12 protein-coding genes and 1 riboswitch are annotated in these 13,847 nt (G+C 70.0%); of the genes, 1 reads left to right on the forward strand and 11 read right to left on the reverse strand.

Features of this window, described 5'->3' with window-relative positions; genetic code table 11:
* Positions 1–82: 82 nt before the first annotated feature.
* The 11 genes from OHS57_RS15080 to OHS57_RS15130 all read right to left on the reverse strand — a co-directional run bounded on the left by OHS57_RS15080 (position 83) and on the right by OHS57_RS15130 (position 12,358).
* Positions 83–1,378 carry a cyclopropane-fatty-acyl-phospholipid synthase family protein gene (locus OHS57_RS15080; RefSeq protein WP_328585071.1) on the reverse strand — a complete coding sequence of 432 codons (1,296 nt, stop codon included), beginning with the start codon at positions 1,376–1,378 and terminating at the stop codon, positions 83–85.
* A gap of 342 nt (positions 1,379–1,720) precedes the next feature.
* Positions 1,721–3,109, reverse strand: coding sequence for an NAD(P)/FAD-dependent oxidoreductase (locus OHS57_RS15085; protein WP_041988941.1), 1,389 nt, complete (start codon positions 3,107–3,109; stop codon positions 1,721–1,723).
* 343 nt (positions 3,110–3,452) lie between these two features.
* Entirely contained in the window at positions 3,453–4,406 is a 954-nt protein-coding gene (locus OHS57_RS15090; RefSeq protein ID WP_328582268.1) for a Ppx/GppA phosphatase family protein, read from the reverse strand.
* Positions 4,403–4,936 carry a DUF501 domain-containing protein gene (locus OHS57_RS15095; protein ID WP_041988938.1) on the reverse strand — a complete coding sequence of 178 codons (534 nt, stop codon included), beginning with the start codon at positions 4,934–4,936 and terminating at the stop codon, positions 4,403–4,405. The genes OHS57_RS15090 and OHS57_RS15095 overlap by 4 nt, the downstream gene beginning before the upstream one ends.
* 37 nt (positions 4,937–4,973) lie before the next feature.
* The gene (locus tag OHS57_RS15100) at positions 4,974–5,447 is read right to left on the reverse strand and encodes an FtsB family cell division protein (RefSeq protein WP_041988936.1); all 474 of its coding nucleotides are present in this window, start codon (positions 5,445–5,447) and stop codon (positions 4,974–4,976) included.
* A gap of 108 nt (positions 5,448–5,555) precedes the next feature.
* On the reverse strand, positions 5,556–6,842 hold the full coding sequence (gene eno / locus OHS57_RS15105; RefSeq protein WP_041996093.1) for a phosphopyruvate hydratase: 1,287 nt from the start codon (positions 6,840–6,842) through the stop codon (positions 5,556–5,558).
* A gap of 280 nt (positions 6,843–7,122) precedes the next feature.
* A complete protein-coding gene (locus tag OHS57_RS15110) occupies positions 7,123–7,812 on the reverse strand; it encodes a transglycosylase family protein (RefSeq protein ID WP_328582269.1) in 690 nt (229 codons plus the stop codon).
* 3 nt (positions 7,813–7,815) lie between these two features.
* Positions 7,816–7,994, reverse strand: a riboswitch (cyclic di-AMP (ydaO/yuaA leader).
* Between the two features lie 276 nt (positions 7,995–8,270).
* Positions 8,271–9,191, reverse strand: a complete 921-nt coding sequence (locus tag OHS57_RS15115; RefSeq protein ID WP_078863612.1) for a transglycosylase family protein — start codon at positions 9,189–9,191, stop codon at positions 8,271–8,273.
* A gap of 138 nt (positions 9,192–9,329) precedes the next feature.
* Positions 9,330–10,589: a cytochrome P450 family protein gene (locus OHS57_RS15120; RefSeq protein WP_041988933.1), complete on the reverse strand. Its 1,260-nt coding sequence runs from the start codon at positions 10,587–10,589 to the stop codon at positions 9,330–9,332.
* Positions 10,590–10,622: 33 nt separating this feature from the next.
* The gene (locus tag OHS57_RS15125; RefSeq protein ID WP_328582270.1) at positions 10,623–11,675 is read right to left on the reverse strand and encodes a nucleoside triphosphate pyrophosphohydrolase; all 1,053 of its coding nucleotides are present in this window, start codon (positions 11,673–11,675) and stop codon (positions 10,623–10,625) included.
* 26 nt (positions 11,676–11,701) lie between these two features.
* Positions 11,702–12,358 carry a SurA N-terminal domain-containing protein gene (locus OHS57_RS15130; protein ID WP_041988931.1) on the reverse strand — a complete coding sequence of 219 codons (657 nt, stop codon included), beginning with the start codon at positions 12,356–12,358 and terminating at the stop codon, positions 11,702–11,704.
* A 282-nt stretch (positions 12,359–12,640) separates the two neighbouring features.
* Between OHS57_RS15130 and OHS57_RS15135 the strand changes: the two genes are divergently transcribed.
* Positions 12,641–13,822, forward strand: a complete 1,182-nt coding sequence (locus OHS57_RS15135) for an acyltransferase family protein (RefSeq protein ID WP_328582271.1) — start codon at positions 12,641–12,643, stop codon at positions 13,820–13,822.
* Positions 13,823–13,847: the final 25 nt, after the last annotated feature.

Below are 13,847 nucleotides of genomic sequence, written 5' to 3' on the forward strand. Positions count from 1 at the left end.
ACACGTCACCGGATCACCGGATCACCGGACGACCGGGCCCCGCGGCAGCTCTGCCGCGGGGCCCGGTGCGGCACGGAAGAGGTCAGCGCCAGTCGTGCGAGCGCAGCGGCGCTCCCGGCTCGCCGCTCTCCGGTGTCTTCACGGCCAGGATCTGGTTCACACCGATCCTGTTGCGCTCGAAGGAGAGCGCGGACGCCGCCATGTAGAGCCGCCAGACCCTGGCCCGGCCCGGCGAGGTGGCACGGACCGCCTCGGGCCAGTGCTGCTCCAGATTGGCCACCCAGCGGCGCAGGGTCAGCGCGTAGTGCTCCCTTATCGACTGCACGTCACGGGCTTCGAAGCCCGCTTCCTCCAGCGTGGCGACGGTCCGGCCGAGCGGGGCCAGCTCGCCGTCGGGGAAGACGTACGCGTCGATGAACTCGTCGATGTGGTACTCCTCCTCGACCTTCTCCGGGCGCCGGGCGATCTGGTGGTTGAGCAGCCGGCCGCCGGGCTTGAGCAAGGCGTACAGGTCGTCCGCGTACTCCCGGTAGCGCACCGTGCCGACATGCTCGGCCATGCCGATGGAGGAGATCGCGTCGTACGGGCCGTCCCGGACGTCGCGGTAGTCCTGGACCCGGATCTCGACCCGGTCGGTCAGCCCCTCCTCGGCGATGCGCTTACGGGCGTACGCGGCCTGCTCACGGGAGAGGGTGACGCCGGTGACCCGGGCGCCGTACTCGCGCGCGGCGTGGATGGCCATCGAGCCCCAGCCGCAGCCGACGTCGAGCAGCCGGTCGCCGTCCTTCAGCGCGAGCTTGCGGCAGACCAGGTCGAGCTTGTCGCGCTGGGCCTGTTCGAGGGTGAAGCCGGGGGTGTCGTCCCAGTAGCCGCAGGAGTAGACCATGGAGGGGCCGAGCACCATCTCGTAGAAGTCGTTGCCGACGTCGTAGTGGTGGCTGATGGCTTGCTTGTCGCGCCGCTTGGTGTGCAGCGCGCCCGTGCGGCGGCGTACTTCCTCGACCGGCGGCGGGGGCGGCGGCCAGGGGCCCGCGATCTGGACGATGCCCTTCGCCGCGGCCCGCATCCGCGGGTCGAGGACGGGGTGCACGGTGTCCTTGGCCTCGGCGCCCTTCTCCCAGATGAGCCCCGCGAGCAGCTCCAGGGCCGCGTACAGGTCGCCGTCGACATCCAGCTCGCCGGCGACCCAGGCGCGGGCCAGGCCCAGCTCGCCCGGCTTCCACAGCAGCCGGCGCAACGCACGGCGGCTGCGGATGACCAGGATCGGCGCGTCCGGGGGCCCTGATTCACTGCCGTCCCATGCGCGGATACGTACCGGGAGCGGGGCTCCCAGCAGTTCTTCGGCAAGAGTGGTCAGCCGCAGCGCGGCGTCGGCCATGGCGCACACCTCCGTGATGATTAATCCAGACATGCTCAGCACCACGTAAACACCCGGAGGGTGCTGACGCAGTCCCGCTGTCACGCAATGAGACCGTAAAATAGCTGCATTCACCACGGAGTTTAGCGCGGTACGGCTCGGTGCGCCCCCGTGCGGTGGGAGTCGTCCGGTGCGCGGAACGACGTCCGGAGGGGGCGGTCAAGACCGCACGGGTGAAGCCCGCCTGTTGGGCCGTCAGGGCGAGGGCGGGGCTCCCCCGGCGGCCCTCGACCGGCCGGGGACATGCGAGAGGGCCGCCCGCACCACGGATGGCGGACGGCCCTCTCGATCAGCTGGGCGGGGTCAGGAAGCCTTGGCCTTCTCAGGCTCGGGCCGGACGACGACCGCGGCGGGCGGGGTCGGCTTGGCCGCCTCGTAGAACTCCTCGCGCGGCGTCTGCATCGCGCCGAGCGACACGACCTCGCGCTTGAGGAACATCGAGAGCGTCCAGTCGGCGAAGACCCGGATCTTGCGGTTGAACGTCGGCATGGCCATGCCGTGGTAGCCGCGGTGGGCGTACCAGGCGAGCCGGCCCTTGAGCTTGATCTTCATCTTGCCCATGACGATCATCGCGACGCCCTTGTGCAGGCCGAGACCCGCGACGGCGCCCTTGTTGGCGTGGCTGTAGTCCCCCTGCGGGAAGCCGCGCATACCCGAGATCACGTTGTCGCCGAGCACCTTGGCCTGGCGCAGCGCGTGCTGGGCGTTGGGCGGGCACCAGGCGTTCGGGTTGCCGGCCTTGCGGCCGACGACGTCCGGGACCTGGGCGTTGTCGCCGGCGGCCCAGATGTAGTCGGTGCCCTGCACCTGGAGCTTCTCGTTGGTGTCGACGTGACCACGCGGGCCGAGCGGCAGACCGTAGCGGGCGAGCGCCGGGTTGGGCTTGACGCCGGCCGTCCACACGATGGTGTTGGAGTCGACCTCAAGGCCGTTGTTCAGCACCACGTGACCGTCGACGCAGGAGTCCATGCCGGTCTTCAGGTAGATCTCGACGCCACGGCCCTCAAGGTGCTCCTTGCCCCAGGCGCCCAGCTTCGGGCCGACCTCGGGGAGGATCTTGTCGGCGACGTCGACAAGGACGAAGCGCATGTCCTCGCGCTTGACGTTCGTGTAGTACTTGGCCGCGTCGCGCGCCAGGTCCTCGACCTCGCCGATCGTCTCGGCGCCGGCGAAGCCGCCGCCGACGAAGACGAAGGTGAGCGCCTTGCGACGGACGTCCTCGTCCGTCGTGGAGTCGGCCTTGTCGAGCTGCTCCAGCACGTGGTTGCGCAGTCCGATCGCCTCCTCGATGCCCTTCATGCCGATGCCCTGCTCGGCGAGGCCGGGGATCGGGAAGGTACGGGAGATCGCGCCGAGCGCGACGACCAGGTAGTCGAAGGGCAGCTCGTAGGCCTCGCCGACGAGCGGCGCGACTGTGGCGACCTTGCGGTCCTGGTCGATGGTCGTGACCCGGCCGGTGAGAACCTCAGCCTTGGGCAGCACGCGTCGCAGCGGTACGACGACATGCCGAGGCGAGATGCTGCCGGCGGCAGCTTCGGGGAGGAAGGGCTGGTACGTCATGTACGAGCGTGGGTCCACGACCGTGACGGTCGCTTCCCCGTACCGCATCTTCTTCAGAATGCGACGAGCTGCGTACAGGCCTACGTACCCACCGCCTACAACGAGGATCCTGGGACGCTCCGTGGTGCTCATGCCATCGAGTATCCACCCCGGGGGTGGGGGGTACTCGTGAGCCCCTTCACAAGGGTAGGGGGTACCTGTGCTACACTGCCCGGCCCCTTTGCCGCGAGGCCCTTCCCGCGACAGCGGTCAGGGGGCGCCGTGACCCCACCGGCACCCCCTGTGACCTGCCCCTACGCGTCACCCGCCACGCGGACCACCGCGCGGGTTCACAGTGCCGTAACGCCCCCGGAACTCCCCCGTAGGGTCCGTCCGGACCCCTTTCGAGGGCCCCTGCGGCCCTTGCGTACGGCAACCGCGCACGGCAGGAGTCTTTTCCTTGTGAAGAACTTCACGAAGTTCTTCGGGAGGACGTTCAGTCCGTCGTGGCGCGGGCCTCTTCGGCCGCCTTGTAGGCGATGCCGTCGAGGATGTCGTGCTCGCTGACGACCACCTCGGCGGCGCCCGTCCGCTCCATGATCGACAGCAGTACGAGGGCGCCGGCGCCGATGACGTCCACCCGGCCCGCGTGCATGACCGGGATCGCGGCGCGCTCCTCGTGGGTGGCGGCCAGCAGCCGCTCGGTGATCTCCTTGACCTGTCCGTACGGGATCCGCGAGTGGTGGATCGCCGTCGAGTCGTACGCGTCCAGACCGAGCGCGATACCGGCCACGGTCGTGACCGAGCCGGCGAGCCCCACCAGGGTGCGGGCCTCGCGGAGCGGTACGGCCTCCTCGGCGAGGTCCAAGGCGGCCTCGATGTCGGCGCGCATCGCGGCGACCTGATCCGGTGTCACGGGGTCGCTGACGGCGCCGTCGCGCAGCAGATGGCGCTCCGTCAGCCGTACGCAGCCGATGTTGACCGACCGCCCGGCCCTGACCTGGTCGTCGCCGACGACGAACTCCGTCGAGCCGCCGCCGATGTCCACGACCAGCCGGCTCTCGTGGCCCGGCAGTTCCTTCGTCGCGCCGGTGAAGGAGAGCGCGGCCTCCTCGTCACCGGTGATCACCTCGGGCTCCACGCCCAGGATGCCGCGCACGCCGCGCACGAAGTCGTCGCGGTTCTCGGCGTCACGCGACGCCGAGGTGGCGACGAACCGGATCCGGCGGGCGCCGTGCTCCTTGATGATCTCCGCGTACTCCCGGCAGGCGGCGAACGTGCGCTCCAGCGCCTCGGGGGCCAGCCGGCCCGTGCGGTCCACGCCCTGGCCGAGCCGGACGATCGTCATCCGCCGGTCCAAGTCGGCCAGCGTGCCCGCCACCGGGTCGGCGTCCGCGACCAGCAGCCTGATCGAGTTCGTACCGCAGTCGACGGCGGCCACCCTGGTCATCCGGACTCCTCATTTGTGAACGGGATCACACACGGCCCCTTGGCCCACCACTCGGGCAGCATCGCCAGCGCCTCGTCACCCAGCGGGTTGACCCCGGGGCCGGCCGCCAGCGAGTGCGCGACCAGGACATGCAGACACTTCACCCGGTCCGGCATGCCGCCGGCGCTGGGGAAGCCCGCCAGCACCTCGATGGCGTCACGGCGCGCGATGTAGTCCTCATGGGCGGCGCGGTACGCGGCGGCCAGCTCCGGGTCGGTCGCGAGGCGTTCGGTCATCTCCTTCATGACGCCGTTCGCCTCCAGCGTGCCGATGGCCGAGGCCGCGCGCGGGCAGGTCAGGTAGTACGTCGTGGGGAAGGGCGTGCCGTCGGGCAGCCGCGGCGCCGTCTCGACCACGTCCGGCTGACCGCAGGGGCAGCGGTGCGCGATGGCGCGCAGTCCGCGCGGCGGTCGGCCGAGCTGTTGCTTGAAGGCCGCGACATCCGCCTCGGTGGGCTCGGTGCGGTCGGTCTGCGGAGGGGGCTTGTCCATGCCTGCCTAGGTTGTGCGCGGCGGCCCGCCCGCCGGGTTACCTGTCCGGGCGGTCCGCGTTGTCGACGTCGTCCATGAGGTTGGAGTACCAGGGGCGGTCGGCCCCGCCCTCCACCTCGTGCTGTTCCTTGACGGTGTGCGGGTCGGTCATCGTGAAGCCGGTCTCCCCCGGCATCACGTAGTGCAGATGGTCCCTGGCCAGCCGCTCGATGTACGCGTCGTCCTGGAGCCGCGCCTTCTCGTCGCGCAACTCCTCGACCTGGCGCTTCGCGTCACGCGACGTCCGCTCCTGGTCGCTGATCTCGTTGCGCTGGGACACGTACTGCCGCATCGGGTACGCGAGCGCCACGACGAGCGTGCACACGACCAGGGCCAGGAAGGCCGCCCGGCCGGTGAGCCGGGAGCGGCGCGCCTGCCGGCGGCTCTGGGAGCGGTAGACCCGGGCCGCGGTCTGCTCACCGAGCACCCGCAGCCTGGTCGCGGTGGAGAACCGGTCCCGGCTCCCGCTCATCGCTCGCCTCCCGTGTCACGTACGTACGTCCCCGGACACGGTACGGGACCGGGGCCGGGGACGTACGTACGACGGGCGGGCAAGAGCAGGACCGCCGTGCTGCCTGTGCTACTCGGCGGAGCGGAAGCGCGGGAACGCGCTGCGGCCCGCGTAGACGCCCGCGTCGTCGAGGATCTCCTCGATGCGCAGCAGCTGGTTGTACTTGGCGACGCGCTCCGAGCGGGCCGGTGCGCCGGTCTTGATCTGGCCGCAGTTCACGGCGACGGCGAGGTCGGCGATGGTGACGTCCTCGGTCTCGCCCGAGCGGTGCGACATCATGCACTTGAAGCCGTTGCGCTGCGCCAGCTCGACGGCGTCGAGCGTCTCGGTCAGCGAACCGATCTGGTTGACCTTGACGAGCAGCGCGTTGGCCGAGCCCTCCTCGATACCGCGGGCGAGGCGCTCCGGGTTGGTGACGAAGAGGTCGTCGCCGACGATCTGGACCTTGGCGCCCAGCTTGTCGGTGAGGACCTTCCAGCCGGCCCAGTCGTCCTCGAACAGCGGGTCCTCGATGGAGACGAGCGGGTACGAGGCGACGAGCTCCTCGTAGTACTCGGTCATCTCGGCGGCCGAGCGGGACTCGCCCTCGAAGTTGTACTTGCCCTCGCTGTAGAACTCGGAGGCGGCGACGTCGAGCGCGAGCGCGATGTCACGGCCGGCGACGTAGCCGGCCTCCTTGATCGCTTCGAGGATGAGGTCGAGCGCGGCGCGGTTGGAGTCCAGGTTCGGCGCGAAGCCGCCCTCGTCACCGAGACCGGTGGCCAGGCCCTTGTCCTTCAGGACGCGCTTGAGGGTGTGGTAGACCTCGGCGCCCCAGCGCAGCGCCTCGGAGAAGGACTCGGCGCCGATCGGGGCGATCATGAACTCCTGGATGTCCACGTTCGAGTCGGCGTGCGACCCGCCGTTCAGGATGTTCATCATCGGGACGGGCAGCAGGTGCGCGTTCGGACCGCCGAGGTAGCGGAACAGCGGCAGGTCGGACGCCTCGGAGGCGGCGTGCGCCACGGCGAGGGAGACACCCAGGATGGCGTTGGCGCCGAGCGACGACTTGTCGGGGGTGGCGTCCAGGTCCAGCATCGCCTGGTCGATCAGCCGCTGCTCGGTGGCGTCGTAGCCGACGAGCTCCGGGCCGATCTGCTCGATGACGGCGAGGACGGCCTTCTCGACGCCCTTGCCCTGGTAACGGTTCTGGTCACCGTCGCGGAGCTCAAGGGCCTCGAACGCACCGGTGGAGGCACCGGAGGGGACAGCAGCACGGCCTGTGCTGCCGTCGTCGAGGCCGACCTCGACCTCGACCGTGGGGTTGCCTCGGGAGTCGAGGATTTCCCGGGCTACGACGACGTCGATGGACGGCACGAGCATCTCCTTCTGGGATGTGACGCTTGGAGCGCAGGGCCCGTTGGCCTTGCGCCAAGAGCCTAACCGGCGGCGGGGCGTCGGCCGGCCTGTGCCCGCACGCTGGGACGAAATGAGGACCGAATACCCGGCAGGCCGGACAAATCCGGCGGCTGCTTCACCGGGACCCCGTAGCGGGCCCGCACCCGCACCCGCACAAGGAACCCCGGCCCGGCACGCACGGGGGACGCGCGCCGGACCGGGGTGGTCGGTGAGGACCGGTCGGGTCAGTGACCCGGGACTAGCTGAGGTGGAGCTGCTGGCCCGGGTAGATCACATCGGCGTCCTTGACGATGTCCTTGTTCAGGTCGAAGACCTTCTTCCAGCCGCCCTTGACGTGATGGGCGGTGGCGATCTTCGAAAGGGTGTCGCCACCCTTGACCTTGTACTCGCCGTCACCCTTCTTGATCGTGGTGGGACGGCTCTGGCCGCGCGACGCGGGCTGCGCCTCGCTGCGGCTCGACTGCTGCTTCGAGGAGGGCTGCGCCTGCTGCTGCTTGGGCTGCGCCTGCTGCTGGGGGGCCTGCTCCTGCGGCTGGGCGGCGTCCGAACTGCTGGACGCGCCGGACAGGTTGACGCCACAGCTCGGCCAGGCGCCCTTGCCCTGGCTGGCCAGGACCTTCTCGGCGACGGCTATCTGCTGCGACTTGGAGGCCTGGTCGGCGCTGGAGGCGTAGGCGGTGCCGCCGTACGCGGCCCAGGTGGACGACGAGAACTGCAGACCGCCGTAGTACCCGTTGCCGGTGTTGATCGACCAGTTGCCGCCGGACTCGCACGAGGCGACCTGGTCCCACTCCGAGGTGGAGGCGGCCGATGCGGACGTGGCACCGAGCAGCGGTACCGCGATGGCGGCACCGGTCACTCCGGCGAGCGTCGCGTAGCGGACGGCCTTGGACGGGCGGCGGTGCTTGGCATTGCTGGAACGCAGCATGGAGCATCTCCTCACCGACGCCTACGAGGTCAGCTGTCGGGTTCGGGCCAAGTGAGTTGCCCGGCCACCTGCCGCGTGACGGCAGGTGGCTACACCCCGAGCCGGTCGGCGGCCGTCTCTCGACGGCCGGGTCCGGCGCCTAACCTTGGGTCCCCCGCTCCTGCCTACGGCGCTTTACGCGACGACTGTTCCCGGCGTCCGGCGGCAGGATTCGGCGTGCCGGTCGACGGGGCCCGCGGTGCGAGCGGTTCAGACGTAAACACAGCCCGCCCCGGATGTTCAAAGGAGAGCATCACGGATAAATCGCCCTTACCGGTCTTCAACACCGTTGTGTTTTCGCAGGTGGGAGCGGAAAGGGACGAACCCGGCGGGCAGAGCACACCAATTACGGCAAAGAGACCCTTGTCTCACTTTCACAGAAGTGGACATAGGGTCTCTAACTGCCCTCGCTGCAGAGGCTACTTCGCGAGATCCGCACTGGCCAGCGCCGCGTCCGCCGCGTAGATCTGCTGCCAGCCGCCCGGCAGCTTCAGCGCGTCGGTGATCAGCGTCGGGGCCTCGTCCACGGGGGCGGCGTACTGACCGACGGAGATGCCGTCACCCTTCGCGTCATGTACCGGTTCGTTAACTCGCGAGGCATGACGGCCAGTTTCCCGCTGTTCGCCCGAATTGCCCGGCCGTGTCGTCTCGGGAGCCGCGGCGCCGCGGTGCTTGGACGCCTTGGAGGGGGTCCCGGACGGCGTGCCGGACGGTGTCCCGGAGGCGTCAGGGGCGGGCGTGGTCGCCGAGGGGGCGCCGGAGGGGGTGGTGGCCGACGGCGAAGGCGCGGGCGTGTCCGTGGCCTTCGGGGACGTGCTGCTGTCGCCGCCGCCGGTCACGCCGTCGATCAGACCACCGACCACGCTGCCGACGGTGCCGCCGCCGTTGTCGTTGCTCACGCCGGTCGGCGCCTCGTCCTCGGCCGCCGGGTCGGAACCCGCACCGGGGTCGACGTCCGGCGTGACGTCGCTCTTGGTGAGACCGGAGACCGCGGCGCAGCTCGTCCACGCCTGCGGGCCCTGTGCGTCGAGGACCTTCTCGGCCACCTGTATCTGCTGGGCGCGGCTGGCGAGGTCGGGCCGGCTGGCGTACTGGTCACCCCCGAAGGAGTTCCAGGTCTCCTGCGACATCTGCAGCCCGCCGTAATAGCCGTTCTCCAGGTTCGCGCTCCACGTGCCGCCGCTCTCGCACTCGGCGACGTGGTCCCAGGTCGTGGCGTCTGCGGCGGAGGCGCCGGCAGCGCCGAGCAGCGGGATCGCGATCGCCGATCCGGTCACCCCTGCGGCGACGATCAGTGCGGGAGCCTGCCGAGGGCGGCGATGACGGCCGTTCGCGGACATGCGGTTGCCTTCCGTGTGACGGGAAATACGACTACACCGTGTGGCTGGTGGAGCTGTCGGTGAACGTAGCGGTACTCGAACGTCTGTCACAAGTCGATGCAGCGGAGATCACGTGAAAGTCACGGACTTGACGGTTTGTCAGTCGGACAGAGGTGTGAACTGCACCGGAAGCGTGCGCAATCCACGCATGATGAGCCCCCCACGCCACCGCAAATCGGAAGGATCCTCCGCAAGGCGCACATCGGGCAGCCGGGTCAGAAGTGTGGCAAGTGCGGTCCGACCCTCCAGCCGTGCCAGGGGTGCGCCGAGGCAGTAGTGGATTCCGTGCCCGTATCCGAGGTGTTGATTGTCACTCCGAGCGAGATCCAGCCGGTCGGGGTCGTCGAAGCGGGCGGGGTCGCGGTCGGCGGCGGCGAGGACGACGAGGACGGGGTCGCCGGTCGCGACGGCCACCCCGCCGACGGTCAGCGGTTCGGTCGCGTAGCGCCAGGTGGCGAGTTCCACCGGCCCGTCGTAGCGCAGGAGTTCTTCCACGCCCGTGGCGAGCAGGCCGGTGTCGCCGGCGGCGAGCGCTTCCTGGAGCCTGGTCCGCTGGCCGGGGTTGCGCAGCAGCGCGTACGTGCCGTTGCCGATGAGGTTGACCGTCGTCTCGAATCCGGCGAACAGGATGATGAAGGCCATCGCCGCCGCTTCGTTCTCGGTCAGGTGCTCCCCGTGGTCGCCGGCCCGGATCAAACCTGAGATCAGATCGTCGCCGGGCTCCCGCCGCTTGCGGTGGATCAGTTCGGCGAGATAGCCGCGCATCTTCTTCACCGAGCGCGCGACGCCGCCGCGCGGACCTCCGCCGTGCCGGATCATCATGCCGGCCCAGTCCCTGAAGTCGTCCTGGTCCTCGGCCGGTACGCCGAGCAGGTCGCAGATCGCGTAGATGGGGAGCGGGAAGGCGAAGTCGTGGATGAGGTCGGCCGAGCCCTTCGCCGCGAAGTCGTCGATCAGCCGGTCCGTCAACTCCTGCACGCGTGGTGCGAATTCGGCCACCCGGCGCGGGGTGAACGCCTTGGAGACGAGCCGGCGCAGCCGGGTGTGGTCGGGCGGGTCGATGTTCAGCAGATGCGTCATCAGATCCGCGTCGCGCTCGCCGGGGATCCCGGTCTTGCCCTTGGCGGCGGCGCTCCCCGCGTGGTGCACGGGGTTCTTCGACAGCCGCGCGTCGGCGAGCGCCTGCTTGGCGTCCCCGTACCGCGTCACCAGCCAGGCGTCGACCCCGCTCGGGAGCGTGGTCCTGTGCACCGGCGCGTGCTCACGGAGCCAGGCGTACGCGGGGTACGGGTCGGTGGCGAACTCCCAGGTGAAGAGCGCGGGCGCGGGGGGCGTGGTCGGGGAGGGCTGGTCGGGCATCCCCCGACCCTAACGACCCGCCCGCCGCGTCCGTCAGCGGTGGTCCCGCACGCCGTGCCCCTCGGCGGTACGGATCGTGTCCCTATATACACGCGCCGCCGCACGCAGCGCGGTCTCCGGGTCGACGCCCGCCTCGTCCGCCCGTACCGCCAGGGCCAGCAGCTCGTACCCGACGCCCTCGCCCGACGGCGGTACGATGTCCAGGCCGGCCGTGCGCACCCGCCCGGCGAGCTTCGAGGCGAGCGCGAGGCTCGGCTGGCCGAGCGGTACGCCGTCGGTGACGGAGTCGCGCTGCTTCTCGATCGCCTTCATCCGCAGCCAGTGCGTCTTGACGTCGGCCGGGGTCGCCGCGCTCTCGTCGCCGAAGACATGGGGATGGCGGTGGATCAGCTTCTCCACGAGGGTCGCGGCGACATCGTCGATGGAGAACCGCTCGACGCTCTCGCCCTCGTCGGCGTCGGCGTCGGCGTCGGCGTCGGCGTCGGCGGGCAGGCCGTCCTCGGCGATGCGGGCGTGGAAGACGACCTGGAGCAGTACGTCGCCCAGCTCCTCGCGCAGCTCGTGGGTGTCGCCGTCCTCGATGGCCTCGACCAGTTCGTACATCTCCTCGATGCCGTACTTGGCGAGCCCCTGGTTGGTCTGGATCGACGACCAGGGGCAGTCACGCCTGATCCGGTCCATCACCTGGACGAGATCGAGGAGCCGGGCGCCCGGCAGGTCGTACGAGCCGGGGAGCAGTTCCAGGTCGGGCATCTGGACCCGGCCCGAGCCCGCGAGCCTGGCGAGACCGTCGGTGAGCGGGCCGCGGCTGTCCAGCGAGGACATCACCACGACCGTACGGCCGCCGGCGCAGTCGGCGACCAGCTCCTCGGCGCCGGGGGCACCCTCTTCGACCCGGACGCCGGCTTCCCTCAGATACGGGAGCTGCGGATCGGCCGGGTCGGCGCACAGCACACGGTCGGCGGCGTGCAGCGTCTGCCAGGCCGGCCAGGACAGCAGTCCGGGGGCGACGCGATGGCTGGCGGTCAGCAGGACGATACGGCCGGCCGGGTCCTGCGCGGGCGCCGCGGGAGGTTCTTGTGTCACCCGTCGAACCTACCGCCGGCCTGCGGTCAGGCGTCGGTCGGCTCCTGCTGCGGGGCTTCCTTGGTGACCTGCTTGATCCACGGCGTCGTGGACTGGCCCAGCGAGATCTTCGTGTTGTCCCAGGTGCCGTAGCGCGGGTTGACGTCGACATGCATCGACTTCGACGTCTTCGCCAGCAGGGCGAGGACCTTCTGCTGGCCCTGCGGGGTCGTGGTGTCGCCGCCGACGGCCGTGGCGACCTTGGCGAGCAGCACGTCACGGCGTACCGCGTCGTCGATCTGGTCGGGGGTGAGCGCGCCCTGCTGCAACAGCACGGACTCGAACGCCTTCGCACCGCCGGACTGTGCCTCGGCCTGCTGCCTGGCAGTCTGGATCTCGCGGCGCGAGGCGCTGACGCCCTCGTCGCTCGCGGCCTGCAACAGGATCCGGTCGAAGATCATGCCGTTGAGCTTGTTCTGGTTGAGCTGCCCCGAGTTCTTGATCAGCTCGGCGGACTGCGGCGACGCCTCCTGCGCCTTGCGCACCGCGGCGACCTGAGCCTGGAGCGTGGACACCTCGATCCGCTTGCCGCCGACGACCGCCGCAGCTCCCGGGTGGGAGTCGCTGCCGCACGCGGTGAGCAGCGGGGCCGCGGCGAGCAGAACGACGGAGATGGAGAGCGCGGTGCGACGGCGGCGGTTCAAGGGGGCCTCCCGGGGAGATTGTGCGGCGATGCACAAGCCTTGCAGTGATCGATGTTAAGCAGTCGGCGTGGTCTGGGCCACTGGTTCGACCAACGATTCAGGCACGGTTGTGGTCTCGGGAGCCCGCATGATCGTCCACACGTGCGTCACCTCGGCAGTTCACCCCTCCGTCATCTATCTCGAACCGGTGTTCACTTCGGCGCTGTCGCCACGTTCACCGGAGGCTGCCTAGCGTCCTTCTGGATGACCTGGCGACGGTGGGAACGGACGGAAACAGAGGGAATGACGCAAGCGACCCTGGCCCCTGTACCGGAACCCCTTCCCGAACCGCAGAGTTCACCTTCCGCCACTCCCGGGGCCGCGGCGCCTGCCGCAGCCGCGCCGCGGCACGACCGGATGCGGGCGCTCGACGGGCTGCGCATCGTGGCCGCGCTGATGGTCTGCCTTTACCACTACTCGGGGCGCGGCGGCGACATCACCCGCGCCTGGGGCGAATCGCCGCGCCATCTGTTCCCCGACCTGTCCGGGCTCACGGTCTACGGCTGTCTCGGCGTCCAGGTCTTCTTCGTCATCAGCGGCTTCGTCATCTGCATGAGCAGCTGGGGCCGTTCGCTCGGGGACTTCTTCCGCTCCCGCGTCACCCGGCTCTACCCGGCGTACTGGGCGGCCATCGTCCTGGTGACCGCCGCCTGTTTCGTACTGCCGTCGGTCAGCGAACCGCTGCGGCTGCACGAGGTGCTGGTGAACTTCACCATGCTCCAGCAGCCCATGGGCGTACGGCGGGTGCTGGGCGTCTGCTGGACCCTGTGGGTCGAGGCGCGCTTCTACTTCTTCTTCGCGCTGTTCGTGGTGTGGAAGGGCGTCACCTACCGCCGCGTCGTCGTCTTCGCCGTGGTGTGGACGGCGGCCACCGCGTTCGCGCAGGTCGCCGACAATTCCCTCGTCACCGAGCTGGTGATGCAGGACAACGCGCCGTTCTTCATCGGCGGCCTGGCGCTGTACCTGATCCACCGGTACGGCAGCGACATACTGCTCTGGTCACTCGTCGGTGTGAGCTGGCTGCTCGGCCAGCACTACGCGACGATCGCTCTGTGGAACCCGGCGACCGACCCGTCGCAGGTGTTCGCGCCGCGCTCGCCGTACGTGATCCTCGCGATCGTCACGTTCGCCTTCGCCTCGGTCGCGGTCGTGGCGCTGGGGTGGGCCCGCTGGGCCAACTGGCGCTGGCTGACCTTCGCCGGGACGCTCACGTACCCCTTCTACCTGGTCCATGAGCACCTGGGCTGGTTCGCCGTGACGATCCTGCACAAGAAGTTCGGCCTCGACCCGCGGCTGACGCTGATCGCCGCGATCGTCTCGATGCTCGTCCTGGCCTGGCTTATCCACCGGCTGGTGGAGAAGCCGTTCGGACCGAAGCTGCGGCGGGCGATGAAGCTGCAGGCCGCCCGGCTCAAGGCGGCCTGACGCCCGCTCCCGGCTCGCCCGGGAC

The sequence above is a fragment of the Streptomyces sp. NBC_00370 genome (genome assembly GCF_036084755.1).
Lineage (GTDB): Bacteria > Actinomycetota > Actinomycetes > Streptomycetales > Streptomycetaceae > Streptomyces.